The 25,652-nt window shown below is 57.9% G+C and carries 25 protein-coding genes and 1 other RNA gene; 8 read left to right on the top strand and 18 right to left on the bottom strand.

The features are described 5' to 3' along the window. Window positions 1–27 precede the first annotated feature (27 nt). From ABLU50_RS01095 to ABLU50_RS01070, 6 genes are all read right to left on the bottom strand, one after another. Window positions 28–342, bottom strand: a complete 315-nt coding sequence (locus ABLU50_RS01095; protein ID WP_004204757.1) for a glucose PTS transporter subunit EIIB — start codon at window positions 340–342, stop codon at window positions 28–30. 65 nt (window positions 343–407) lie between these two features. Then, window positions 408–2,465, bottom strand: coding sequence for a beta-galactosidase (locus ABLU50_RS01090; RefSeq protein WP_087771464.1), 2,058 nt, complete (start codon window positions 2,463–2,465; stop codon window positions 408–410). 30 nt (window positions 2,466–2,495) lie between these two features. Beyond that, on the bottom strand, window positions 2,496–3,698 hold the full coding sequence (locus tag ABLU50_RS01085) for an arabinogalactan endo-beta-1,4-galactanase (protein WP_004204760.1): 1,203 nt from the start codon (window positions 3,696–3,698) through the stop codon (window positions 2,496–2,498). Window positions 3,699–3,702: 4 nt separating this feature from the next. After that, on the bottom strand, window positions 3,703–4,554 hold the full coding sequence (locus ABLU50_RS01080; RefSeq protein WP_004204761.1) for a sugar ABC transporter permease: 852 nt from the start codon (window positions 4,552–4,554) through the stop codon (window positions 3,703–3,705). Between the two features lie 10 nt (window positions 4,555–4,564). After that, window positions 4,565–5,872 carry a sugar ABC transporter permease gene (locus tag ABLU50_RS01075; RefSeq protein WP_017898898.1) on the bottom strand — a complete coding sequence of 436 codons (1,308 nt, stop codon included), beginning with the start codon at window positions 5,870–5,872 and terminating at the stop codon, window positions 4,565–4,567. A gap of 62 nt (window positions 5,873–5,934) precedes the next feature. Then, entirely contained in the window at window positions 5,935–7,167 is a 1,233-nt protein-coding gene (locus ABLU50_RS01070) for a maltodextrin ABC transporter substrate-binding protein (RefSeq protein WP_017898899.1), read from the bottom strand. Window positions 7,168–7,522: 355 nt separating this feature from the next. Here ABLU50_RS01070 and ugpC point away from each other — a divergent pair, with 355 nt between their 5' ends. Both ugpC and ABLU50_RS01060 read left to right on the top strand, forming a co-directional pair. After that, window positions 7,523–8,632, top strand: a complete 1,110-nt coding sequence (ugpC, locus tag ABLU50_RS01065) for a sn-glycerol-3-phosphate ABC transporter ATP-binding protein UgpC (protein WP_087832616.1) — start codon at window positions 7,523–7,525, stop codon at window positions 8,630–8,632. A 236-nt stretch (window positions 8,633–8,868) separates the two neighbouring features. Then, entirely contained in the window at window positions 8,869–10,428 is a 1,560-nt protein-coding gene (locus ABLU50_RS01060; RefSeq protein ID WP_064187824.1) for an EAL domain-containing protein, read from the top strand. Window positions 10,429–10,490: 62 nt separating this feature from the next. On the opposite strand, the gene ABLU50_RS01055 is transcribed toward ABLU50_RS01060, so the two are convergent. After that, window positions 10,491–10,763 carry a metal-sensing transcriptional repressor gene (locus ABLU50_RS01055; RefSeq protein ID WP_004204767.1) on the bottom strand — a complete coding sequence of 91 codons (273 nt, stop codon included), beginning with the start codon at window positions 10,761–10,763 and terminating at the stop codon, window positions 10,491–10,493. A 164-nt stretch (window positions 10,764–10,927) separates the two neighbouring features. Here ABLU50_RS01055 and ABLU50_RS01050 point away from each other — a divergent pair, with 164 nt between their 5' ends. Further along, a complete protein-coding gene (locus ABLU50_RS01050; protein ID WP_087832570.1) occupies window positions 10,928–11,791 on the top strand; it encodes a nickel/cobalt efflux protein RcnA in 864 nt (287 codons plus the stop codon). 44 nt (window positions 11,792–11,835) lie between these two features. On the opposite strand, the gene ABLU50_RS01045 is transcribed toward ABLU50_RS01050, so the two are convergent. Next, complete coding sequence (locus ABLU50_RS01045) at window positions 11,836–12,450, bottom strand: hypothetical protein (RefSeq protein WP_087832571.1); 615 nt, start codon at window positions 12,448–12,450, stop codon at window positions 11,836–11,838. A gap of 88 nt (window positions 12,451–12,538) precedes the next feature. Here ABLU50_RS01045 and ABLU50_RS01040 point away from each other — a divergent pair, with 88 nt between their 5' ends. Then, window positions 12,539–13,966 carry a PLP-dependent aminotransferase family protein gene (locus ABLU50_RS01040; RefSeq protein ID WP_004204774.1) on the top strand — a complete coding sequence of 476 codons (1,428 nt, stop codon included), beginning with the start codon at window positions 12,539–12,541 and terminating at the stop codon, window positions 13,964–13,966. Between the two features lie 134 nt (window positions 13,967–14,100). Here the strand turns inward: ABLU50_RS01040 and ABLU50_RS01035 are convergent, their stop codons facing one another. From ABLU50_RS01035 to ffs, 3 genes are all read right to left on the bottom strand, one after another. After that, the gene (locus ABLU50_RS01035; RefSeq protein ID WP_004142688.1) at window positions 14,101–14,316 is read right to left on the bottom strand and encodes a hypothetical protein; all 216 of its coding nucleotides are present in this window, start codon (window positions 14,314–14,316) and stop codon (window positions 14,101–14,103) included. After that, a complete protein-coding gene (locus tag ABLU50_RS01030; protein WP_004204776.1) occupies window positions 14,313–14,570 on the bottom strand; it encodes a hypothetical protein in 258 nt (85 codons plus the stop codon). Before ABLU50_RS01030 ends, ABLU50_RS01035 begins: the two co-directional genes overlap by 4 nt. A gap of 311 nt (window positions 14,571–14,881) precedes the next feature. Then, window positions 14,882–14,978: signal recognition particle sRNA small type (ffs, locus tag ABLU50_RS01025), an RNA gene on the bottom strand. A gap of 241 nt (window positions 14,979–15,219) precedes the next feature. Here ffs and ABLU50_RS01020 point away from each other — a divergent pair. Both ABLU50_RS01020 and ABLU50_RS01015 read left to right on the top strand, forming a co-directional pair. Further along, the gene (locus ABLU50_RS01020) at window positions 15,220–15,627 is read left to right on the top strand and encodes a hypothetical protein (protein WP_017898905.1); all 408 of its coding nucleotides are present in this window, start codon (window positions 15,220–15,222) and stop codon (window positions 15,625–15,627) included. Window positions 15,628–15,693: 66 nt separating this feature from the next. Continuing rightward, window positions 15,694–16,005, top strand: a complete 312-nt coding sequence (locus tag ABLU50_RS01015; protein WP_004204778.1) for an MGMT family protein — start codon at window positions 15,694–15,696, stop codon at window positions 16,003–16,005. Between the two features lie 38 nt (window positions 16,006–16,043). Here the strand turns inward: ABLU50_RS01015 and ABLU50_RS01010 are convergent, their stop codons facing one another. Further along, window positions 16,044–16,535, bottom strand: coding sequence for a YbaY family lipoprotein (locus tag ABLU50_RS01010; protein ID WP_002891903.1), 492 nt, complete (start codon window positions 16,533–16,535; stop codon window positions 16,044–16,046). Between the two features lie 216 nt (window positions 16,536–16,751). Between ABLU50_RS01010 and tesB the strand changes: the two genes are divergently transcribed. Continuing rightward, window positions 16,752–17,615 (top strand): acyl-CoA thioesterase II, encoded by an 864-nt coding sequence (gene tesB, locus ABLU50_RS01005; protein ID WP_004204779.1) that lies wholly within the window; start codon window positions 16,752–16,754, stop codon window positions 17,613–17,615. 51 nt (window positions 17,616–17,666) lie between these two features. Here the strand turns inward: tesB and amtB are convergent, their stop codons facing one another. The 5 genes from amtB to ABLU50_RS00980 all read right to left on the bottom strand — a co-directional run bounded on the left by amtB (window position 17,667) and on the right by ABLU50_RS00980 (window position 23,613). After that, the gene (gene amtB, locus ABLU50_RS01000) at window positions 17,667–18,953 is read right to left on the bottom strand and encodes an ammonium transporter AmtB (RefSeq protein WP_004204781.1); all 1,287 of its coding nucleotides are present in this window, start codon (window positions 18,951–18,953) and stop codon (window positions 17,667–17,669) included. Window positions 18,954–18,986: 33 nt separating this feature from the next. Then, window positions 18,987–19,325 carry a P-II family nitrogen regulator gene (glnK, locus tag ABLU50_RS00995; protein ID WP_002891893.1) on the bottom strand — a complete coding sequence of 113 codons (339 nt, stop codon included), beginning with the start codon at window positions 19,323–19,325 and terminating at the stop codon, window positions 18,987–18,989. A 243-nt stretch (window positions 19,326–19,568) separates the two neighbouring features. After that, the gene (locus ABLU50_RS00990; protein ID WP_087832572.1) at window positions 19,569–21,347 is read right to left on the bottom strand and encodes a SmdB family multidrug efflux ABC transporter permease/ATP-binding protein; all 1,779 of its coding nucleotides are present in this window, start codon (window positions 21,345–21,347) and stop codon (window positions 19,569–19,571) included. After that, complete coding sequence (locus tag ABLU50_RS00985; RefSeq protein ID WP_060656948.1) at window positions 21,340–23,112, bottom strand: SmdA family multidrug ABC transporter permease/ATP-binding protein; 1,773 nt, start codon at window positions 23,110–23,112, stop codon at window positions 21,340–21,342. Before ABLU50_RS00985 ends, ABLU50_RS00990 begins: the two co-directional genes overlap by 8 nt. 42 nt (window positions 23,113–23,154) lie before the next feature. Continuing rightward, window positions 23,155–23,613 carry an Lrp/AsnC family transcriptional regulator gene (locus tag ABLU50_RS00980; protein ID WP_004204786.1) on the bottom strand — a complete coding sequence of 153 codons (459 nt, stop codon included), beginning with the start codon at window positions 23,611–23,613 and terminating at the stop codon, window positions 23,155–23,157. Between the two features lie 115 nt (window positions 23,614–23,728). On the opposite strand from ABLU50_RS00980, the gene ABLU50_RS00975 reads away from it, so the two are divergent. Beyond that, entirely contained in the window at window positions 23,729–24,781 is a 1,053-nt protein-coding gene (locus ABLU50_RS00975) for a PLP-dependent cysteine synthase family protein (RefSeq protein WP_023319850.1), read from the top strand. A gap of 44 nt (window positions 24,782–24,825) precedes the next feature. On the opposite strand, the gene cof is transcribed toward ABLU50_RS00975, so the two are convergent. Further along, the gene (gene cof / locus ABLU50_RS00970; protein WP_032455636.1) at window positions 24,826–25,644 is read right to left on the bottom strand and encodes an HMP-PP phosphatase; all 819 of its coding nucleotides are present in this window, start codon (window positions 25,642–25,644) and stop codon (window positions 24,826–24,828) included. Between the last annotated feature and the right edge of the window lie 8 nt (window positions 25,645–25,652).

Raw genomic sequence — 25,652 nt, 5'->3', positions numbered from 1 at the left:
ACCTGTTTTCAGGTTATCCCGTTTTATTTATTTCCGCGCGGCAAAATGGTCATCCAGCAATTGACGTAGCGCATCGGACTGCTTACCGAAAATAGCATGAACCTGCTGGCCAAGAATAATGACACCCAGCGCGCCCTGCTGCTGTAATGCGTCCGAGTCCACGGCTGCCAGATGACGAACCGTTACCCGTAGACGGGTAATACAGGCGTCCACTTGGGTAATATTCGCTTCACCGCCGAAGGCCTGAACTAACGCCTCGATTTGCTGTTTTTCCGCTTCGCTTAACGGCTGTGCCGGACGTGCAGGAGAGAAATAGTGCAGGAAAGATTTTAAACTCACCATCATAAACTCCAGGGTAATAGATACAAAAAAGCCTGCTCGGCAGAGCAGGCGTGGAGAAAAAAGGATTAGGCGTGGCGACGGAGAATACGGCAATCCCATGCTGACAGGGTCAGCGGGTCCGACACCGCCGCGTCGGTCAGGCAATCCCGATACCCTGACGGCAGGCTCAGGGTATGGCTTTGCGCGCTGTAGTTCTGCAGGAAGACAAACGTGCTCTCACCGTCGGTGCGCGCAGTAGCCACCACGCCGGGCGGTAAATCCGCCGCGATCGCCCGCGGTAGCGCCAGCTCCTTGCTCAGGGCGGCAAAGAAGTCGCGCTGGAAGGCCAAATCGTTGCGGGAGGCCACATGCCAGGCTTTACCTTTCCCGAAGCCGTTCACCGTCACCGCTGGCCTTCCGGCATAAAAATCATCCCGGTAGGTGGCCAGCGTCTGCGCGCTTTCGGTATGGATCAGTTCACAGAGATGGCGCACCTGATACGGGCCCTGCAGACCGCACTGATTCCCGGCCAGGCCCTGCACCAGATTAAACTCGCCGTCATTCAGGCAGTCGATCTCTTCCGCCCAGATGCCCAGCAGATTGCGCAGCGGGCCCGGGAAGCCGCCGAGATAGCAGAGATCGGATTCGTTGACGATGCCGGTCCAGTAAGTGGTCACCAGATGGCCGCCGCTGGCGACAAACGCCTCCGCCCGCGCGGCAAAGCCGTCGCGCACCATGTATAACATCGGGGCAATGACCAGCCGGTACGGCGTTAAATCAGCGTCGGCGTCAATCACATCGACGGCGATGCCCTGCTCCCAAAACGGACGGTAGTGCTCATTGACCGTCTTCTCATACTCCATACCCAGATTGCGCGGTCCCTGGGCGTCATCAAGCGCCCAGCGGTTCTGCTGGTCGAAGATAATCGCCACTTTCGCCTCGGTGCGACAGCCCCGGACCTCCGGTAGCTTGCTCAGTATCTCACCGAGTTTACTGACTTCACGGCCAATACGGGTATCGATGTGCCCGACATGGTCGACCACCGCGCCGTGAAATTTCTCAACCGAACCGCGACTTTTCCGCCACTGGAAATACTGCACCGAGTCGGCGCCATGCGCCACCGCCTGCAGCGAGGAGAGAATATGCATGCCCGGTTTCTTCAGTTTGCTGGTCGGTTGCCAGTTAGTCGCACCCGGCGTGGACTCCATCAGCACAAACGGCTGGCCGCCCTTCAGGCTGCGCATCATGTCGTGATACATCGCGGTGTAGCAGGCCAGCGCGGTTTCGTCTTTGTCGCGGTGCCACATCGGATAGCTGTCCCACGAGATAAAGTCCAGCACCTCCGCCAGCTGCCAGTAGTCATAATCGTAGAAATACTCCATAAAGTTGGTGGTCACCGGGAGGGCGGCATTCGCCGCCTTCAGCGGGGCGATTTCATGGCGGCAGAAATCGGTCACCTGAGCGGTGTTAAAGCGATGCCAGTCAAGGTTGAGACCGTGGATCGACGTTTCACCCTGCGGCGCAGGCGATTCAATCTGCGACCAGTCGGTATAGGTATGGCTCCAGAAGGTGCTCCACCAGGCCTGGTTGAGGTTCTCCAGGGTCTGGTACCGCGTCTTCAGCCAGTCGCGAAAGCGGGTCTGGCAGCGCTCGCAATGACATTCTCCGCCATATTCATTGGAAATATGCCAGCCCAGCACCGCCGGGTGCGCAGCATAGCGCTCCGCCAGCAGGCTATTAATTTTCAGGGTCTTCTCACGATAGATCGGCGATGACATACAGTGGTTGTGACGGCCGCCGTGCAGGGCCGGCACCCTATCGCGCCCCACCCGCAGAACCTGCGGATAGCGTTGAGACATCCACGCCGGACGCGCGCCGCTCGGGGTGGCCAGAAATACATGAATGCCGGCGGCATACAGTTTATCGAGAATAGTATCCAGCCAGGCGAAATCAAATACCCCTTCGCGCGGCTCAAGTTTCGCCCAGCTAAATATGCCCACCGACATCACATTGCATTTTGCCTGCTGCATCATGGCAATGTCTTTATCAATAATGTCGGGGTCATTCTCCCATTGTTCCGGATTATAATCCGCGCCATGCAGCAGCGTATTAACCTTTGGATGTAAAGGTGCAAATTTATTCATAATAAACTTCCTGAAAAGAACGACAAATAATTAATTAAATACTTTTACCGACGGCAGTACTTTTCCCTGGCAGTCAAATAGCGCCTGATTTTCCCGCGCATTACCCTCTTTCCATTCGTCATGGATATATTTCATCCCCGCCGGGGTGGCCCAGGTATTTCCCGGCACGGCAATCCACGTGGGCTCCCAGTAAAAAATACCTTTGCCGCGCTGGTCGGGAACATCTATTACGGCCTGCATCAGATCGTGAATATAGCGATATTGCCCCTGCACGGTAGCGGGATAGCCTCCGTCCTTTTCCTCTTTGGCCTGAAAACTGTTTTCCGCGTTATCGCAGTTAGCCAGGGTATAGGCATAGGCCGCCTCGACGACAATGACATCTTTGTTATAGCGTTTGCTGATGTCATCCATATTGGCCTTCAGGGCGCTGATCGGCCCGTTCCAGTAGGTGTACATCGACAAACCAATCACGTCATAGGGCACATGACGTTTCTCTATTTCGTCAAACCACCAGCGGAAGGTATCGTTCTTGGTCCCTTCAGCCAGATGCAGCATGATTTTCACCTGCTCGCCATTGCGCAGATTCGCCTTCAGACCATCAATGGCCGCGTTCAGCAGCCCGGCCAGCCGGTCGAACTCGCCGCCCCCCTGCCCCCAGCTTTTCCCTTCCGGCCACAGCATACCGCCGTTGATCTCATTGCCGATCTGCACCATATCCGGCAGGACGCCCGCCTGCTTAAAGCGGGCGATGGTATCCCGGGTATAGTCATGAATCGCCGTTTTCAGCTGCGGATAATCCATCTTTTCCCAGGCCTTGGGTTTGAACTGCTTGCCGGGATCGGTCCAAAAATCGCTGTAATGGAAGTCGAGCAGCAGCTTCATTCCCTGGGCTTTCGCCCGTTTCGCCAGCGCCAGAGTAGTGGCCAGATCGTTATTCCCGCCGCCATAGCCCTCGCCGCTTGCCGATTGCGGATCCACCCACAGGCGGAGGCGAACATAGTTGACGCCGTTCTCTTTCAGAATGGCGATCGGATCCTTACGCTGGTTATTCTGGTCGTAGAAAATTGCCCCGTGCTTTTCGGCATCCAGCAGCGTGGAGATATCCGCGCCTTTAATAAAGTCCGCCGGCATACCCTGAAAGGCGCGGGTTTCAAGCGCGTCCGCTGCCAGCGAAGGGAGGGAAAAACTGCATGCCAGACAAACCGCAAGCCATGCGGGTGTAAATCTTTTCATGTGCTTATCCTTTAGTACTGCCCGAGGTCAGGCCGGAGACGAAGTATTTTTGTAACGCCAGATAGAGGATCGCGACCGGCACGGCAATCAGCACCGCCCCCGCCGCGTAGGTGGTGTAGCTGGCCCCCATTTTTTGCGCCACCAGGTTATACAGACCGATAGGCAGCGTGTATTTATCCGGGGTACGCAGGATGGTGCTGGAGAGGATGAAATCCCCCAGCGGGCCGGTGAAGGAGAACAGCGCCACAACCGCGAGGATCGGCCTCGACAACGGCATGATGATCTCAATAAAGATGCGAAAGCTACTGGCGCCGTCCATGCGGGCGGACTCATCCAGATCTTTAGGGATCGCGTCGAGATACCCCTTCATCAGCCAGGTGTTCATCGGGATCATTCCCCCGACGTAGATCAGCACCAGCGCCAGATGGCTGTTTATCAGGCCAAGCAGTTGCGACAGCACAAAGATGGCAATCAGCGCGGAAAACTGCGGGATCATCTGCAGCAGCAGGAACAGCATCAACCCGTTCTGCCGCCCTTTAAAGCGGAAGCGGGAGAAGGCGTAAGCGGTAAAGCTGACGCTAATCAGGGTCAGCACCATGGTCAGAAAGCTGATTTTCATCGAGTTCCAGTACCAGGTGAGGTAATTCACATTGCCATTGAACAGATCGGCATAGTGCTGGAACGACAGGTTTTCCGGAATGATCGAGGTACTGAGCAGGCTATTGCCGGCGTTCAGCGACGCCCCGACGGTCCAGACCAGCGGGTAGATAATCACCACCGAGACCAGGATAACCACCAGCCAGGTGAGAGAGAGTCGGATCCACTTTTCGCGTTTAATACTGGGTGATTGAGCCATGTTGCTTCCCTTACGCCATGTCGTCATTTTTGAAGGATTTGGTGGCGCGGAACTGCCACAGCGCCAGGCCGACGACGAAGATCGACAGCAGGATAGTGATGGTCGCCGCGATGGCGTACTGCGACGAGGACATCGTCAGCTTATAGATCCACGACACCAGAATATCCGTCCCGCCGGCGTTAGATCCCGCCACCGCAGGGCCGCCGTTGTTAAACAGATAAATAATGTTGAAATTATTAAAGTTGAAGGTGTACTGGGTGATGATGATCGGCGCGATCGCGTACAGCACCAGCGGCAGGGTGATGGTGCGCAGGCGGGTAAAGGCGCTGGCGCCGTCCATCGTCGCCGCTTCATACAGATCGTCCGGGATCGCCTGCAGCACGCCGGTGGTCATGGCAAAGACAAACGGAAAGCCAAGCCAGGTCTGCATCATGATCAGCGCGGTTTTGGTCCAGAACGGGTCGGTTAGCCATGCCTTCGGGCTGATGCCGAAGAATGACAGGATCGCGTTGTTAATCACCCCGAAGGAGTCATTGAACATCCCGGCAAAGACGAGGATAGTGACAAACCCCGGCACCGCCCACGGCAAAATAAAGATGGTGCGAATCAGCGGCTTAAAGCGCAGATCTTTTTGGTTCACCAGAATCGCCAACAGCACGCCCACCGTACACTGCAGGGTGGTCGCCAGCAGCGTCCACACCACGGTCCACTGCAGCACATCCAGGAAGGTGGAGCGCCAGATGGAGAGGGTGAAAATATTGACGAAGTTTTTCAGCCCCACCCAGTCCACCAGCTTCGCCGGCGGCGTGTGGTACAGGTTGTAGTTGGTGAAGGCGATGGCAAAACCAAACAAAATGGGAAAGATCACCACAAAGACCAGCAGAATAAAGCCCGGGGTGATCATCAGGTACGGGAAGCCGTCGCTCAGCAGCATCTGGTACTGCTTACGCACGCTGTTCAGCGCGACCCCTTCATCGCGTTTTTTGCCGTTCAGCCACGCGTCCCGCAGCGAGAGAAAATAGATCAGCACGCCAAAAGCGACGATCAGCACGCTGATAATCCCCTCCGCTAACAGGAAGATAGAGTTATCCCGGGGCACCTCTTCACCCAGGGTATAGAGCCCCCACAGCCCCTCGCGCAGGAAATCGTAAAAAATACCCAAAAAGCTGCTCAGCAGCACCAGGAAGACCAGCCCCTTCAGCCACTGGCGATGATAAAACTGGCCGAAACCCGGCACGATTGCCAGCAACAGGCCGCACCACGCATGGCGCCCGGGCCCGCGCGCGTCGCTAAAATTTTCGCTGGAATGGATGCTCACACTCGACTCCTTCTACAAACGGGAGGTCCCCCTCCCGCTCGGTGACTTCACGTGACGGTAAATTACTGATTGCTGGCCTGCATCGCTTCAATCTGCATCTTGATCTGTTTCACCGCATTATCGAGCGCGGCCTGCGGCGCCTGCTTGCCGGTGAGGCTCAGTTCAAGCGCGGCATTGGCCGGCCCCCACACTTCCCCCATCTCCGGAATGCCCGGCATAGCCATCGCCCGAGCCGACTGGACGGCGACGGCGCTGGCCTTTTCGTCATTTTTAATCACCGGGTCGTCAATCATCGCCTTCAGCGGCGGGATTTCGCCGGTGGCGACATAGCGGGCTTTTACATACTGCGGCTGGTTGATGAACTCGATAAACTGTTGCGCCAGCGCCTTGTCTTTACTCCAGGTCGATACCACGTAGCCCTTAACGCCGAGGAAGGAGCTCATTGGCTTGCCGTCCGGCAGGGTCGGCAGCGGCACCACGCCATAGTTGATACCGGCGGCTTCATACGGCTGGAAGGCCCAGGGGCCGTTGATCACCGCCGCCGCTTTTTTTTCGGTAAACAGCGAATCAATGGCGTTCAGCCCGTTATCGCCGAGGATCCCTGCGGGGAAGGCCTTCTCGGCATAGAATTTTTTCAGGAAGGTCACGGCTTCCACGGCGCCGGGCGTATTGAGCCCCACCTGCTGCGGATTAAAACCGCCGCCGTCGTTCTTCGCGAAGATATAGCCGCCCATCGGGCCAATCGCCCCCCAGCTGTAGTAGATCTGATCAAACTTGGCCAGCAGGCCGTATTTGTTCTGCTCGCGCTGGGTCTTCGAGTAGTCCAGCCAGGCCTGCAGACTGTCCAGCGGCTTGTCGATCAGGTCCTTGTTGTAGATAAGCACCAGGGTTTCCACCGCTTTCGGGATCCCATACAGCGCGTTGTCCATGCGGAAGGCGTTGATAGAGGCTGGCGTAAAGGCATCCTGTTTCGCCTGCTCGACGTTGAGCGGCGAGAGCAGTCCCTGAACGACGGCGCCGCCGAGCTGGTCATTCGGGATCACCAGCACGTCCGGCCCAATGCCCGCCGGGCCATCGAGGCGCAGCTTTTCCAGCTGCTGGGCATAAGGCATCTCCTGCAGATTGACCTTCACGTTGTACTGCTTCTCAAAATCGCTGACAGCGGTTTTGATGCCAGTGGATTTTTTAATGTCTTCCCAAACGTTGAGCTGCCCGGCGGCATGCGCCTGCAGGCTGGTAAGTTGCCCCGCCGCGAGGGTGGTAAGGATCAGTGCAGCAAGCGTGTTCTTTTTCATTATCAACCTCATGTGAAGGTATAACAATTTAATGGTTTTTTATTTGACTTACGTCTGCCAGTTAGAAAAAAAATCATTTCAAACTGCCTTGTTACATAGAAAACAGACTCTGATTCGCTTTTGTTATACGCTACGCTTTGATTGGGGATAAAACTACCATAATCTGCCAGTTGTGTGATCATCCTTGCAGAAATGAAACGCCGCTGTATGGCGCAAAAACCGCGGAAGTTATAGTCAGGACATGATTTTAGCGCTGTTGAATATCGTCACGCTGATTTGTTACACGTAATACAAACACACTCAAATCAGCGACACGCCAACGGCAAACAACGGCTACTCACTTCGGGGAATGTGGATGTCCAATATACGACTGAGGAATGTCACCAAAAGGTTCGGCAGCACGGTGACGCTGCACCAGGTCAATCTCGATATTGAAGATGGCGAGTTTGCGGTCTTCGTCGGCCCTTCCGGCTGTGGAAAATCGACGCTGTTACGTATGATTGCCGGGCTGGAAGAGGTCAGTGACGGGGAAGTGCTGATTGGCGATGAGGTGATGAACGATGTGGTCCCCGCCCGCCGCGGCGTGGCGATGGTTTTTCAGTCCTATGCGCTCTATCCGCACATGACGGTGGCGGAGAATATGGGCTATGGGCTGAAAGTCAATAAAGTGCCGAAAGCGGAGATCCGTCGCCAGGTGGAAATGGTGGCCAAAACGCTGCAGCTCTCTCACCTGCTGGATCGTAAACCGAAGCAGCTCTCCGGCGGCCAGCGGCAGCGTGTGGCCATTGGCCGCGCTATCGTGCGTAATCCCCGGGTGTTTATGTTCGATGAGCCGCTTTCTAACCTCGATGCCGAGCTGCGCGTCGATATGCGCCTGCATATCGCCCGCCTGCACCAGGAGCTGAAGACCACCATGGTGTATGTCACGCACGATCAGGTGGAGGCGATGACGCTCGCCGATAAAATCGTAGTCATGAACTACGGGAAGGTCGAACAAATGGGTTCGCCGATGGCGCTGTACTACAATCCGGTCAACAAATTCGTCGCCGGTTTTATCGGCTCGCCAAAGATGAACTTTTTGCCGGCCACCGTCCGCGACTGGCAGGCAGAGCGCTTAACGGTCACCCTCGCCCAGGACCATCAGCTCACCCTGAACGTTGCCACCCAACCGCTGAAGCCCGGCGCCGCGGTCACGCTGGGGATCCGGCCAGAGCACCTCACGCCGGAAGTCTCCACCGGTACCGTGGTGGAGTTTCAATGTGAAGTGGTGGAGCGTCTGGGCAACAATACCTACCTGTTCGGCCAGTGCTACGGTCACGATAACGTCAAGGTTCTGCTGCCCGGCGACGTCCATTTCCGCCCGTGGCAGAAGATTAATCTGGCCTTCGATGACCGCTTCTGCATGGTGTTTGATGAGAACGATCTGCGCATCAGCGCCGATATCACGGCGCCGGATGCGCACTAAGCCAACATATTGCTGTCATCTGCGCAGCGTATGCTGCGACTGAATGCCGGAAAACATCCTGCCCGGCATTCACACCCTCATTTTTATTCTGCTGCATCGGAATCATCCTTCTCTCCCGGCATCGCAGGCTATTGTGATGCCGGTTTTTTTTCCCCGCGCAGCGCGATTTCTCCCGCTGCGCGCGGTTTATCTTTCGCATATACTGATGACACCCGGCGAACGATAAGGACACAGGCATGAGGACCCGGCATCTGATGGCGCTGTTTACAGGAGTGCTGATACTGGCCATCATCCTGCCTATCTCGCTCAGCATCTGGCAGGCGGCGCGGCAGGCCAAAATGCAGTTCTATCGTGAGCTGGATGATTATTCCAACCGTATTGTCGTCCGCACGCTGCAGGTCGCCGATCAGGCCCGGGAAGCACTGCGGGAGGCCGACTCACACTCTGCCGCTTCCTGTAGCCCGGAGCATCTGCTCGCCCTCCGCCGGATCGCCTATACCCATCGCTACGTGCAGGAAGTACTCTGGCTGGAAGATTCCGTACCGCAATGCTCCTCCCTGGAAGACCATAGCGTTGCGGTGACCTTCCCGCCACCGGACCACATTGCCCCCGACGGCTATCGCACCTGGCTGACCTCGATTAACGATCTTGGCCTTAATCACCAGATGACGGCCATGGCCAGCCGGCAGCATATGGTAATGATCGATCCCATCTCCTTCATTGATGTGGTGCCCGCCAGCGAGGAGAAGATCCATACCATGCTGTTTGGTTTGGACCATCTGAAAATGGTGATCAGCAGCCAGCCGCTGCCGGCGAAGGTCTGGCAACGGATTAAAGATCCGCACCTGAATATGCTGACCCTGGATAATACGGTCTACCGGATCCAGCGCATTCCCGAGCTGGGATCCGGCATTGTGACCTGGTCATCCACCCTGCCGCTTCAGCAGCGTATTCGCCAGCAGCTGATCTTCTGGCTCCCTGTCGGCATCTTCACCAGCCTGCTTGCCACCTGGCTGCTGCTGCGCCTGCTGAGACACCTGCGTTCACCGCGCAACAGTATGCTGGACGCCCTCAATTCCCAGGCGATTCAGGTTCACTATCAGCCGATTATTTCATTGCAGGACGGAAAAATCGCCGGGGCCGAAGCGCTGGCGCGCTGGCAGCAACCCGACGGCACCTTTTTATCGCCGGATATCTTCATTCCCCTGGCCGAGCAAACCGGACTGATCACCCAGCTGACGGAAGATATCGTCAGGAAAATTTTTGCCGACCTGGGCCTCTGGCTGAGGCAGCGGCCGGAAGTGCATATCTCCATCAACCTGTCGGTGGATGACTTACGCTCTCCCACCCTACCCAAGCTATTACACGATCAGCTGCAGCACTGGGGGATCGCCGCGGAACAGATTATCCTTGAGATCACCGAGCGCGGGTTTGTTGACCCGGAGACCACCATGCCGGTGATCGCACACTACCGCGAGGCCGGGCACCGCATTTCGATTGACGATTTCGGTACCGGCTACTCCAGCCTGAGCTATCTGCAGAAGCTGGACGTCGACACGCTGAAAATCGATAAATCCTTTGTCGATACCCTCGAGTACCGGCCGCTGACGCCGCACATTATTGAAATGGCCAAGGCGCTCAATTTGGCCACCGTCGCCGAAGGGGTGGAAACCGTAAGCCAGCGCGACTGGCTGAGACAGCATGGCGTTCAGTACGCCCAGGGCTGGCTGTACAGCAAAGCGCTGCCAAAAGAGTCGTTTATTCTGTGGGCGGAAGAGAACCTCCATGCGCATTAAGCGGCAGGCGGCATGCGCAGAAGGTCAGCGGGCGCGGCCTCTTCGCCGCCCTCTGCCGGAGGCTACTTCAGATAGGATTTAATCACCTGCATCACCGTCTCCAGATCCGCCTCACGCTGCGTCTCGTCTGGCTCTTTCACCACATGGTCGGTGAGATGTCCCTGGATAACCTGCAGCATCATGCCATTGACCGCGCCGCGGATCGCCGCCAGCTGCTGCAACACCTCAGCGCACTCATGCTCGCGATTAAGCATTTTCTCTAATGCGGTACTCTGCCCCTGAATTTTCTTCAGCCGGGTCAGTAACTTCTTTTTGTCTCTCACTGTGTGTGACATTACGCTATCCACCGTTTTTTTCTGTCCGGGATTACCGACCTGCGTGGTCAGCAACGCCTGCCAGCATACCATGATCCTTTTTATTAGCCGCTTTATCTACTGGGGGGTAGTATTTTACTACTGGGGGGGAGTAGGATAAACGCACTTTTGGCAAGGATCCCGATATGAACGATTTCACTTCCCTTCTGCAGCAGGGCAATGCCTGGCTGTTTATTCCCAGCGCAATACTGCTCGGCGCGCTGCACGGCCTCGAACCCGGGCACTCAAAAACAATGATGGCCGCCTTTATCGTGGCGGTGCGAGGAACCTTAAAACAGGCGGTACTGCTGGGGCTGGCGGCCACGGTTTCGCATACGGCGGTGGTCTGGCTGATCGCCATAGCCGGTCTGTGGTTTGGCCGCGGCTGGAACGCCCAAACCTCTGAACCCTGGTTTCAGCTGGTCTCAGGGATTGTCATTGTGCTGATTGCCTGCTGGATGCTCTGGCGCACCTGGCGCGAATCGCAGCCCCACACGCACCATGATCACCACCATGAACATGAGCACCACCATGAACATGAGCACCACCACGAACATGATCATCACCACGAACATGATCACCACCATGACCATCACCATGCGTCCTCATCCGCCGCGCCGCTGGTGGCGGAAGAGTGGCAGGATGCGCATCAGCGGGCCCATGCTCAGGAGATTAACCGGCGCTTTGATGGCCGTCAGGTGACGACCGGGCAGATCGTGCTGTTTGGCCTGACCGGCGGGCTGATCCCCTGCCCGGCGTCCATTACCGTGCTGCTTATCTGTTTACAGCTGAAGAAATTCTCGCTGGGCGCCACGCTGGTGCTGGGCTTTAGCGTCGGTCTGGCGCTGACGCTGGTGGCTTCAGGGGCTATCGCCGCCCTGAGCCTTAAACATGCCACCCGCCGCTGGCCGTGGCTTAACGACCTCTCGCGCAAGGCGCCCTGGATCTCAGGTTTACTGATTATTGTGGTGGGGATCTACATGATGCTTCATGGCCTGAGCGGTCTGTAAGCGATGAAAGGCCCTCTCCGTGATGAAGAGGGCGATGGGTTAATTCAGGAGACTATTTCCCGGGGAGGGCTGACCGCGTTGCGGTTGACGGGCTGACTGAACCACGGCAGGCACAGCTGGATAAGCGGTCCAATCGACAGCGCGTAAATGACAGTGCCGACGCCAAACTTGCCCCCCAGCAGACAGCCAATCAGCAGCACGGAAAGCTCGATCGCCGTCCGGATACCGCGCAATGACCAGCCGGTGCGAGCGTGCAGGCCGGTCATCAGGCCATCGCGCGGACCCGGGCCAAACCCCGCGCCAATGTACATCCCGGTGGCGATAGCGTTCAGCACAATCGCCACCACCAGCAGCGCACTGCGCGCCACCAGCGATTCCAGCGGCGGCAGGACGGCCAGCGTGGCGTCCGCCGCCAGCCCCAGCACGATCACATTGCTCACCGTACCGAGCCCCGGCATCTGCCGGATAGGGATCCATAGCAGCAGCACCGCGGCGCCGGTCAGAATAATCACGGCCCCGAAACTGATCCCCAGCTGTTTAGCCACTCCAAGATGAAAGACGTCCCACGGATCGGCGCCGAGATTAGCATGCACGAAGAGCGCCGTGGACACGCCGTAGAGCACCAGACCGATATATAACTGCAGCAGGCGACGAAGCATATTTTTTCCTCAACATCATTGCGAATGCCCTCATCATCAGCAAAAATGGACTGATAATTAATGGCCAGTTTTGGAAAAGTGGATCGCTATGTCAGCCCGACGCTTTGGAACACAGTCCCTGGTACGCCTGCTCGGCAACTGGCAGGAGTCCAGTTCACGCACACCGCTATGGCGCCAGCTGGCGGAAGCGCTCCGCCTGCTGATCCTCGATGGCCGTCTGACGCTACAGACGCGCCTGCCCGGCGAGCGCGAGCTGGCGGCGGCCCTCAACGTCAGCCGGACGACCATCGCCAGCGCCCTCGGCCAGCTGCGGGAGGAGGGATTTCTCCAAAGCCGCCAGGGGAGCGGGTCGCGCATTGTTTTGCCGGAACGCCCTGCCGACCTGCCGCCGCCCTCTGCGACCCCCTCGACGATCAATCTCTCTACCGCCGCCCTCAGCGCCGGTCCGGAGGTCCATCAGGCCTTTCAGCATGCCATGACCCTGCTGCCGCCCTATCTCGCCCAGACCGGTTACGATCAGCAGGGGCTCCCGGTGCTACGGGAAGCGATTGCCCGGCGCTACAGCGAACGTGGCCTGCCGACGCGGCCCGATGAAGTGATGGTGGTCAACGGCGCGCTCAGCGCCTTCGCGCTGATCCTGCGTCTGTTCACCGGCCCCGGTGACCGGGTGGTCATTGATGCCCCGACCTATCCAATGGCCATCAGCGCCATTCAGGGCGCCTCCTGCCGGCCCATTGGGGTCGCACTCCCACAGCAGGGGTGGGACTGCGATGGATTCGCGGCGATCATTGCGCAGACCGCGCCGCGTCTGGCATGGCTGATGCCGGATTTTCACAACCCCACCGGGCGCTGTATGGATGCCCTCACCCGCCAGCGGGTCGCGGACATCGCGGCCAGGACGCGAACAACGCTGGTGATCGATGAGACCATGGTCGACCTCTGGTATAACGCCCCGCCCCCGCCGCCGCTGGCCTGCTTTAATCCCGACGCCGCGGTGATCACCATCGGTTCGGCCGGGAAAAGTTTCTGGGGGGGACTGCGCATCGGCTGGATCCGCGCCAGCACGCGGACGATCGCCTCGCTTATTCAGGCCCGCGACTCTCTGGACTTGGGTACGCCGCTGCTGGAGCAGCTGGCCTGCAGCTGGCTGCTGGCAAACGCCGCCACGCTGCTGCCGCCGCGACGGGAGATGCTGAAGGCGCGCCGGGACATGTGCGAAGAGCTGATGAAAGAGTATTTTCCCCGCTGGCGCTTTACGCCACCGGAAGGCGGGCTCTCTTTTTGGGTGGAACTCCCTGACATGCTAGCCACTTTGTTCTCTGCACGTGCGGAAAGCCAGGGGATCCATATCGGCACCGGCACGCGGTTTGGTCTGGAGGGCGCGTTCGATCGCTATTTACGTCTGCCGTTTACGCTGCCGGATGAAGCATTGCGCCAGGCCTTCTCCACGCTACAACCATTGTGGCACAGCCTTGCAGAACAGCGGGAAAGTACGCGTTTGCGGAAAATAATATAAGAAAATATCGACGGGCTGGCTTCAGCCCGTCAAAAGTCCGTCATCCATGAGGTATATGAGATGTTTTTATAAAATTGCCTGGGTATCCTGCCATCTGGTTATGGCAACCCGGTGACAGAAATAAGGCAATTTCATTAATGCTGGCGCGGAATAGGAAACCCTTTCAAGGAAATAATAAAGCCATCTTCATCTTTTTTAATTTTAGCGCCGGTGTCACACCAGTCGGAGGCAATGCGAAAGAACTCATCACTACCGATATTCCAGTTCAGGCGAACGTGTTTCACGTATCCTGAGCGCAACATATCGCAGGCTTCGCTGTAGTTGCTGGCTGTAGAGAATTGTTGTTTCATTTTTTCTTCTTCAGAAGTTTTCTTAATGCTTTGATTTCTTTAGGGGTTAATGGCGTCGCTTCCTCTTCGGTATGCTGGCTGTCAATGTCCTCTTCCGTCACCCCCGCCTCATCTGCTGACGCCTCCAGCTGAAAAGCCAGCTGCAGCAGCTTTTCCGTTGCTGTACCCAGGTTCTCGTTATTCACTTCCGCATAATGACGCAACTTCTCTTTTAACTCAGCGTCAATTTTTACATTCAAAACCACTGTGGTCATAGCTACGCTTCCCGTGCAATAAAATCATCATAATTAATACACGAAGTTAACATGCTGATCCAGAGATATATTTTATAGCATGGATCTGGCAACAAATTCCCACCAATAAGATGCGCTTTATTTATGACACGCAAATGACATTAATATTTCAGTAGCATTTCATATTTATGACAAGTAAATATTATGGAATAAGTAGAGGGTGTTTTAGCAACTAAAAATAATATGTGATCTGTATCAGAAATAAATTCTGGCCAGCAGAGAAGACCGCACAAATACAAGGGGAAAATTACGAAAGCCGAAATGGGTGGGGGCCCTGCCAGCTACATCCCGGCACACACGTCGTCTGCTCTGGCTGCTTCCTTCCGGACCTGACCTGGTAAACAGAGTAGCGTTGCGGGAGAACCAACAGAGCCCCCATTGAGAGCGTTGTTACCCAACGCGCTGGCGCATTATCCCTGCTGACCTGGTGAATTGCAAGCACGCCCCGACTGCCTGCTGGTTTATTGCGCAATAGCGCGAATAAAACCAGTCACTCACGCTCAACCTGTGAGATTGCGAGCGCGCGCTCAGCACACAGTCGGGATATCCACCATACTTAGCCATCTTGTGTCCCCTTTTATCATCAGCACCTTGTCTCGACGGTAATCGAATGACTGACTCATCACCACAGACCATCACTCTGCCTTTACCCGCCATTGAAGGGATGACCATCGCCTTTCAGGGGGTGAATTATCTGCGCCCTGAAAAAATGCTCGACTTCGTGACCATCAGTCAGGCGCCGGTGCGGGCGGTCACGCCGCTGGCGCTGCTCTATTCCACCGTCGGCGTCCTGCGCCAGGTGGAACTGCGCAAGCTACCGGTCTACATCAGCGGTCGGGTGGTATACCCCATCTCGTCGCTGACCATGCCGGGCCTGCGCGCGAAGCTGATCATCAACGCGACCTCGCAGCGGTTAAAATTCCTTGAGAGCCTCATCGCCAGTTCACCTTCCGACAATGTCCATGGCATGCAGATCCTCGGCCTCGCTCTGACGTTCACCGTCGAACAGCCCGCCTGATCGGGCAGGCTGTACAGCCTGAAGATCAGCGCTTATGCTGGCGTTTTTCGGGTAACAGGACTGAATATGGATCCGCACGATACATTTCCCCAACGTGTCTGGCACATTGTGGCGTCGATACCGGAAGGGTATGTCACGACCTATGGCGATGTCGCCAGGCTGGCCGGTTCGCCGCGCGCGGCGCGCCAGGTGGGCGGTGTGCTGAAGCGTCTGCCGGAAGGGTCCACTCTGCCCTGGCATCGGGTGGTCAATCGCCATGGCGATATCTCCCTCACCGGCCCCGATCTGCAGCGGCAGCGTCAGGCGCTGCTGGCCGAAGGGGTGCAGGTCTCCGGCGGCGGCCATATCGATCTCCAGCGCTATCGCTGGGTTTACTGAAGACCAAAAAAAAGCCCCCATTCGGGGGCTTAGCGAGCTTACTGTGCGACAGGCACGGCGGTCTGCTGAACCGGAACCAGCGTCAGGTCGGCATGGGTGCCACCCTGGTTGATCACCGTCTGCACGGTATCGGTAATGAACATCAGCTGGCCGTTAACCGTAATCGCTGCGCTCAACAGAATGCGGGCGTTCGGTTGAATATCTGCCGGGTTGTAAGGCAGTGCAAAGTTGAATGGCGCCTGCTTGCCTTCGGTACGCACCGCTTTTTGCGACAATACGCGGGCTGGCGCATCGGCCAGAGAAGCATCCGACAGGGTCACCGTCAGCACCGCATCCGGCGGCAAAGCGATTCTCTGGCGGATATTAATCGTCCCCGTGACGCTCGGCTGCTGCTGCGCCACGCTCAGCGTCGCAATACCGTAAGGGTCGGGTGCGGCCGCCTGCGTCGAAGAATTGTTCGAGTGGTGATTAGCACAGGCGGTCAGCGTCGCGGCGACGGCTAAGGCACTAAACATATAGGCAAATTTCATGATGTTCTCCTTATCATCCCTTAATACCCAGGAGGATGTTCCGCCGCTTCGCCGGCAGGAACTTTCGTGTCGTCAATAAGTGTGGCACAGATCGCAGATTTCTTCCTGTTGACCGGTTGTTATTCAGATTATTACACCCATCGGACCACTTGCGATTCCAGGTTATACTTTGCCACATTACGCGCGCGGCGCCGCCATTGTTAACTGAGGAAAAGTATGAGTCAGGCACTCTCTAACCTGCTGGCATTATTAGATTTGGAAAAAATTGAGGAAGGGTTGTTCCGTGGACAGAGCGAAGACCTGGGATTGCGCCAGGTTTTTGGCGGCCAGGTGGTGGGCCAGGCGCTGTATGCAGCAAAAGAGACCGTGCCCGTTGAACGTCTGGTGCATTCGTTTCACAGCTACTTTCTGCGCCCCGGAGACAGTCAAAAACCGATCGTCTATGATGTGGAGGTGCTGCGCGACGGCAACAGCTTTAGCGCCCGCCGGGTCGCCGCCATCCAGAACGGGAAGCCGATCTTCTATATGACCGCCTCCTTCCAGGCGCCAGAGCACGGCTATGAACATCAGAAAGCGATGCCGGCCGCCCCCTCCCCTGATGGGCTGCCTTCGGAAACCGACATTGCCCGCAAGCTGGCGCATCTCCTGCCGCCGCAGGTGAAAGACAAATTCCTCTGCGATAAGCCGCTGGAGATCCGCCCGGTGGAGTTTCATAACCCGATGAAAGGCCATATCGCCGAGCCGGTGCGTCAGGTGTGGCTGCGCGCCAACGGCGCCGTTCCCGACGATCTGCGCATTCATCAGTATCTGCTGGGCTATGCCTCGGACTTTAACTTCCTGCCAGTGGCGCTGCAGCCGCACGGCGTTGGTTTCCTTGAGCCCGGCATGCAGGTCGCCACTATCGATCACTCGATGTGGTTCCATCGGCCGTTTAATATCAATGAGTGGCTGCTGTACAGCGTCGAAAGCACCTCGGCCTCCAGCGCCCGCGGCTTCGTCCGCGGCGAGTTCTACACCCAGGATGGCACGCTGGTTGCCTCAACGGTGCAGGAAGGGGTGATGCGCAACCGTAACGCATAAAAAAAGCCTCCCCTACGGGAGGCTTTTTGCTAAATGGAGAAGGGTTTTCTGTCAGGCGTTGTAAGCGTTTTCGCCATGGCTGTTGACGTCCAGCCCTTCGCGCTCCTGCTCTTCCGGCACGCGCAGCCCTACGGTCATATCCGCTACTTTGTAGCCGATGAAAGCGACGACGCCGGACCAGACCACGGTAATGCCGATACTTTCCAGTTGCACCAGCAGCTGATGGCCCATGGTGACGCCTTCCGCATAACCGACGCCGCCCAGAGAAGTCGCCGCGAAGATACCGGTCAGAATACAGCCGACGATGCCGCAGACGCCGTGAACGCCGAAGACGTCGCAAGGGTCATCCACACGCAGCCAGCGTTTCAGCGCAGTCACGCCCCAGATACCCGCCAGGCCAGAGGCGATACCGACGATCAGCGCGCCGCCGACACCGATATAACCACACGCCGGCGTAACGCCAACCAGACCGGCAATTGCCCCGGAGCAGGCGCCCAGCAGTGAAGGTTTGCCGCGCAGAGCCCATTCGCCAAAGGTCCACGCCAGGATAGCAGCGGCGGTCGCCACGACGGTGTTAACGAACGCCAGGGCCGCGATTTCATTCGCTGCGCTGGCAGACCCGGCGTTGAAACCGAACCAACCCACGTAGAGGATAGCGGTGCCGGTGAACACCATCGGCAGGTTATGCGGTTTGAACGCTTCTTTGCCGAAGCCCACGCGTTTGCCCATCATATACGCGCCCACCAGCCCGGCGACCGCGGCGTTGATGTGCACAACGGTGCCGCCGGCGAAATCCAGCGCGCCATGCGTCGCCAGCAGACCGCCGCCCCAGACCATATGCGCAATCGGCACGTAGGAGAGCGTCATCCACACCACCACGAAAATCAGCACGGCGGAGAAACGGATACGTTCAGCCAGCGCCCCGACGATCAGCCCGACGGTGATGCAGGCGAACGAGCCCTGGAAGGCGACGTGGATATACTGATAGAAGGTGCCCATCAGCGCTTTCAGTTCAATATTTTTCAGCATCACCCAGTCAAAGCTGCCGAAGAAGCTGCCGCCGGTGCCGAAGGCCAGGGTATAGCCATAAATGACCCACAGTACGCAGACCAGGCCAAAGGTGACAATCACCTGCGTCAGCATGGAAAGAACGTTCTTACCGCGGATCAGACCGCCGTAAAACAGCGCAATCCCCGGGATAGTCATAAACAGAACCAGCGCGGTGCAAATCATCATAAACGCGTTATCGGCTTTGTCCGCCACCGCAGGCGCGGCCATCGCCAGCCCCGGAAGAAGGGCTAATGCCCCCAGACCCGATTTCATTGTTGCCATTTTCATTGTTTCGTTCCCCATCACTGTGTGGTCTGGAAATTACAGTGCCGCTTCGTCAGCTTCGCCGGTACGGATGCGAATGACGCGCTGCAATTCAGCGACAAAAATTTTGCCGTCGCCAATTTTTCCGGTGTAAGCCGCTTTGCTGATGACATCGATAACTTCATCCAGCTGATCGTCGGCGATCGCCACATCAATCTTCACTTTTGGCAGAAAGTTGACGCTATACTCGGCGCCGCGGTAGAGCTCCGCATGTCCTTTCTGACGGCCAAATCCTTTGACTTCAGTGACCGTCAGGCCCTGAATGCCGATGGAAGACAAGGCTTCACGCACGTCTTCCAGTTTGAATGGTTTGATTACCACGGTAACCAGCTTCATAAGTCCCCTCCAGTCAGTATTCGGTAATGGCCGCAGCTAACACGATGGATATAAAGCAAGGGCTATGCCAGAAATGAAAAAAGGCCGCTGAGCGGCCCTTTGATGGCAAAAAACAGGCGAGAGGTCAGGCATTAGCCGGCGTAAAGGCATTTAACGGGCAAAAATGCACCACAGCGGTGCATTTGATGTAACGTTTTTGCACCACGACAGGCCGCCCAGCCTTCGCTGCCTGCTGGTGGTGCATCAGGCGCTGAGCGACTCTTCTCTGGCGCTGGCCGCCAGCTCTTCACCAGCCAGCTGTAGCTGATACATCTGCCAGTAGCGGCCTTTCGCCGCCAGCAGCTGCTGGTGGTTGCCCCGCTCGACGGCCTGACCACGATGCAGAACCAGAATGGTATCCGCCTCGACGATGGTCGACAGCCGATGGGCGATAACCACCAGGGTGGTATGCTGGCGAACCTTCGCCAGCGCCTGCTGGATCGCCTGCTCGGTACCGGAGTCGATGTTTGCCGTCGCCTCATCCAGAATCAGTACCTGCGGGGTGTCCACCAGCACGCGCGCCAGCGCCAGCAGTTGCTTCTGTCCGACGGAGAGATTATTGCCCTGCTCGCCCAGTTGTGTGTACAGGCCGTCGCTCATGCTGCGCGCCACCGCCGCCAGCTGCACCGCCTCCAGCGCTTCCCAGACCTGGGTTTCGCTGATGTCCCGGCCCAGCGCGACGTTGGCATAGAAGGTATCCGCCAGCACCACCGGATCCTGTTGCACCATCGCGATGCCCCGACGCAACGCGCTGTGGCTGAGAGAAGCGAGCGGCCGGCCATCGATGCGGATCTCCCCATGGGTTAACGGGTAATAGCCCATCATCAGACTGGCGAGGGTACTCTTCCCGCTGCCGGTATGCCCGACCAGCGCCACAAAGCTGCGGGAAGGGATATCCAGCGTGATATCCTGGAGGACCAGACGATCGCCGCGGTAGGCGAAGGAGAGATGGTCGATTTCCACTTGACCGCTGCTCAGCGGCGCGTCATCGGCGCCCCACGCCTGGCGTGGACGATCCATTAGCTCGAAAACGCGTTCGCCGGCGACCACCGCCTGCTGCAGCATTGACTGCTGGGTGGTCAGCTCAATGAGCGGCTCGTTAAGGCGTCCGAGATAGCTGATAAACGCATACAGGACCCCGACCTCAATCGTGCCCGCCGCGCTAAAGCCGAACAGCATCAGCAGCCCGCACAGCACCAGCGAGGAAAAAAGACTCAGCAGCGGACGCAGCAGAAAACCGTCGAGGCGTAGCGTCTGCATCCGCGCCAGGTAGTGGGCGTAGCTGGCCTCACGCATCCGTTCGCCAAAACGCGCCTGCTGGCGGAACTGCTGAATGACCCCCATGCCGTTGATCACTTCGTTAAAGCCATCGTTGATGTCGGCAAGCCAGGCGCGTACCCGGCGCACGATCGGCGTGCTATAGCGCTGATAAATGATCATCACGATCAGCACCGCCGGGAAAATCGCGATCGCCACCAGCGCCATCCGCCAGTCGAGGCTAAACATCGCCACCAGCATCGCGCCGATCAGCGCCGCGCTACGCAGCACCGTCGCCACTACCGTCACGTACAGGTCGCGAATGACTTCCGTATCGTTGGTTACCCGGGAGATAAGCTGCCCGACCGGCTGAGTATCAAACTCGCTGAGCGGCTGATGCAGGGCGGCATCCATCACATCGCTGCGTAACTGCTGGACCACGCCAACCGCGGCGCGGTTAAACAGCAGCGACTGGCTATAGTGCAGTAACGCCGCCAGCAGCTGCAGACCGATATAGGCTGCCGCCAGGCCTGCCACCAGCTTCAGCGGCAGAGTATGTTTCGCCACCATATTGTCGATGAAATAGCTGATAAGCAGCGGACCGCTCACTTCCGCCGCCGCCGCGATCCACATCATCGCCACCGCGATGGCCAGCGGCTTACGCCACGGTGAACCATAGGCCAGCAGGCGTTTAAGCGTCGGCCAGAGTTCGGTAAAGCTACGCATCCAGGGCCTCCTCTTGCTCCTGGGGAACCTCGTCGAGCGCGGCCTCCAGCTGCTGATAGCGATACATGTCGCGATACCAGCCTGGCTGCACGGCCAGCGCCTCATGGCGGCCGCGCTGGGCGACATGCCCATGCTGCAGCACCAGAATTTCACTGGCCTCGGTCAGCGCCGACAGCCGGTGGGCGCTGATGATCACCGTCCGGCCCTCTCCCCACTGGCGCAGGTTATGCAGGATCTGGTGCTCCGTACGGCCATCCACCGCCGATAAGGCATCATCCAGGATCAGAATTTCGGCCTCCAGCAGCAGGGCGCGGGCAATAGAGATACGCTGTTTCTGGCCGCCGGAGAGCATCACGCCGCGCTCGCCCACTTCGGTATCGTACCCCTGGGGCAGACGCAAAATGTCGTCATGCACGCTGGCCAGCCGCGCCACCCGCTCAATCTGTTCCGGCGTCGCGTCCGGTTTTCCCAGCGCGATATTATTGGCGACGGTATCGGAGAATAAAAACGGCGTCTGATTGACCACCGCCAGCCGTTCGCGCCAGCTGTCGAGCTGCAGACGCGGTAGCGGCAGATCGTGAAAGCGGATCTCGCCGCTGGTGACGTCAAAATGGCGCTGCAGCAGGGCCAGAATGGTGCTTTTGCCGGCGCCCGTCGGCCCGCAGATGCCCAACATTTGCCCCGGCTGAAGGGTAAAATTAACCTGTTCCAGTGAAGGTTTGCTCGCCTGCGGATAGATGAAATCGCGGATAGCGACCTGCAGGACACCGCGGCCTGCCGGCACCGTTTCGGTCCCGTCGTCCACCGCCGGCGCCTCTTCGAGCAGGGTGCGGATACGACCATAGGCCGCGCTACCGCGCTCCACGATGTTAAACATCCACGCCAGCGCCAGCATCGGCCAGATCATCAGGCCAAGGTACATCACGAAGCTGGTCAGCTGCCCCAGCGTCAGGCTGCCGTGGATAACCATCCAGCTGCCGCCGCCGATGGCCAGCAGGTTCGCCGCCCCGATGGCGATATAGATGGTAGGGTCGAAGCGAGCGTCAATTCGCGCCACGCGCATATTTTTCGCTCCGGTATCGGCCGCATCGGCGGCAAACTGCGCCGACTGGCGATCCTCCAGCCCGAACGCCTTAATCATGCGGATGCTGGTCAGGCTCTCCTGCGTGCGATCGTTGAGGCTGGAAAAGGCCGCCTGGGCGACGCGAAAACGTTCGTGAAGGGCATCGCCGTTGCGTTTGATCGCCAGGGCCATCAGCGGCATCGGCAGCAGCGCCAGCAGGGTGAGCTGCCAGCTAATCTGCGTCGACATCACAATCAACACCGCACAGCCCATCACCAGGGAATCCACCAGGGTTAACACCCCTTCACCGGCGGCAAACACCACCCGGTCCACGTCATTGGTGGCGCGGGCGATCAGATCCCCGGTGCGATGGCGTAAATAGAACGCCGGATGCTGGCGGCTCAGCTGCCGGTAAAAGTCTTCCCGCAGTTCGACCGCCAGCTGGTAAGAGGCGCCGAACAGCAGCACGCGCCAGACATAGCGCAGCAGGTAGACCATCACCGCGATCAGCACCAGCGCGCCGATCCACATCCACACCTTCTCCGCGGTGTAATGTTGTTGCGTCACGCCGTCGACCACAATGCCCACCACCTTCGGCGGAACAAGCTGCAGGACGGCAATAATGGCCAGCAGGGCAATTGCGCCAAGATAGCGGCGCCACTCCCGGCGGAAATACCAGCTGAGTTGTGCAAATAATCGCAAGCAGTAAGATCCTGATTTGTTATGGGTTACGGCGCAATACCGTTATTCGACAGGCAAGGCGGTGGTGTATTTTATCTGTTCCATGGCAAAACTCGAAGTGACATCCGACAGCCCCGGCACGCTGTTCACCAAACGTTTATAAAAGTCGTCATAGCGCTTCATATCGGCCACCTGCACCCGCAGCAGATAGTCATACTCCCCCGCCATCCGCCAGAAGCCGAGCACTTCAGCCATCTGCGTCACTTCGCTCACAAAATGGCAATACCAGTCACTGCTGTGATGCTGAGTCTTGATCAGGACAAACGCCGTCAGCCCCAGCCCCACCTTTTCCGCATCCAGTAAGGCGACGCGCCCGCGGAGAATACCCTCATCCTCAAGTCGTTTCAGGCGTTTCCAGCAAGGGGTCGTGGTCAGATTAACGGCATCGGCCAGCGCCTGCAAAGAGAGGGTGCAATCTTCCTGCAGCAGCGCCAGCAGCTTACGGTCAATTTTATCTAACATAAGGCCACCAGAGAGAATAATTTACTCCCGCAATTGTAATTGAAAGGCCAAATAGCAACAATTTTTCCCGCACAATCCGCTAAGCTGGGCACAAAATGACAAACAGGAATCCGAGATGAATAGCGCCTGGGTAAAACACGCCATTAGTGAAATTAACGCCGACTATCAGCGTTCCGCCGATACACACCTGATTCGCCTGGCGCTGCCTGGTTTTCCGGGGATCCCGATTTATCTGAAGGATGAAAGTACGCATCCGACCGGTAGCCTCAAACATCGTCTGGCGCGGTCGCTGTTTCTCTATGGCCTGTGCAACGGCTGGATCAAAGAAGGCACCACGATTATCGAATCGTCTTCGGGTTCGACTGCAGTTTCTGAGGCCTATTTCGCCCGCCTGCTGGGGCTGCCGTTTATCGCCGTGATGCCCTCCTGCACCGCCAGACGCAAAATCGAACAGATCGAGTTCTACGGCGGACGCTGCCATTTTGTGCAGAGCGCCTGCGAAATCTACGCGGCTTCCGAAACGCTGGCGCGTGAACTGAACGGCCACTATATGGATCAGTTTACCTTCGCCGAGCGGGCCACCGACTGGCGCGGCAATAACAATATCGCCGACAGTATTTTCCGCCAGATGAGCCATGAGCCGCACCCGCAGCCGTCGTGGATCGTGATGAGCGCCGGCACCGGGGGGACCTCGGCGACCATTGGCCGCTATATTCGCAGCCAGGGTTACGAGACGCAGCTGATGGTTGTCGACCCGCAAAATTCAGTATTCCTCGATTACTGGCAGACCCGCGACGCCAGCCTGCGCAGCCCGATCGGCAGCAAAATTGAAGGCATCGGCCGCCCGCGCGTCGAGCCATCGTTTATTCCCGATGTTGTCGATGAGATGCTGCGCGTGCCGGATGCGGCGAGCGTGGCCACTGCTCTGTGGCTGGAAACGCAGCTTGGGCGAAAAGTCGGCGCCTCGACCGGGACCAACATGTGGGGCGTGCTGCAGCTGGCCGCGCGGATGCGCGAGGAAGGACGCACGGGTTCCCTCGTCACCCTGCTGTGCGACAGCGGCGAGCGTTATCTGGAAAGCTATTACAACCCGCAGTGGGTGGCGGCCAACATCGGCGATATCGCCCCCTGGCAGGCGGAGATCGCCCGGCTGGTCGGCAGAACATAAAAAAAGCCAGATAGAATGCTATCTGGCTTGCTGGAAGGGTCTCTCTATTCGGGGGAATAAGGAAGATCAGGATTATCCAGCCAATGCGTTAAAAAATGGGAGACCGCCTGATGCCGGCAGTCGCCAATAACCGGGAGATGCGGCAGCTCGGCTTTCAGCTGCGGCATCGCGTTGCCCATGATGAACCCCCGCCCGACGCTGCGAAGCATCTCGCGATCGTTCATCGCATCGCCGAAGGCCATGCACTCCTGTAGGGTGAGTCCCAGGTGCTGGCTCAGCCTCGCCAGCGCCGCGCCTTTATTGCAGCCAACCGGCAGCACTTCCAGACAGTCCATCGCCGAGAAGCAGAGAAACGCGCGCTGGCCCAGCGCCTCATTCAGTTGGATCCGCAGGCGGCGCAGATCGTCATGATCGCCGCAGAAGCAGATCTTGGTGACATGATGCGCCGACATACGTTTCGGATCGCACAGTTGATAGCGAAACCCGCTGAAGACATGCGCCTTCAGCAGCTCAGGTCTTGCCTGGCCGGTGAACCAACCGCCGTCATTAAACACGTGCATGCTGGCCCGGGTATCCCATCGACTATGCAGCACGTCTTCCGCTACCTCGGGATTGAGATCCTGACGGTACAGCTCCTCCCCTTCCAGCGAGTGGATGCGCGTCCCGTTGCCCGTGATCAGAAATGCGTCCAGGGAAAATTCACCCATCACATGGTGCATCTCCAGCGCATGGCGGCCGGTGGCGAACGTCAGAGTGATATCGCGTTCCCGCAGCCGTTTCAGCGCGGTGAGCGTCTTTTCTCCGAGACGATGGTCCGGCATCAGTAAGGTGCCGTCCATATCAAATGCTGCCAGTTTTGCCATGGTGTTTT

This window comes from Klebsiella sp. GG_Kp173 (assembly GCF_040062415.1).
GTDB classification, from domain to species: domain Bacteria; phylum Pseudomonadota; class Gammaproteobacteria; order Enterobacterales; family Enterobacteriaceae; genus Klebsiella; species Klebsiella quasipneumoniae.
Note: the sequence above shows the minus strand (reverse complement) of the source record. Positions and strands in the feature narration are given on the sequence as shown.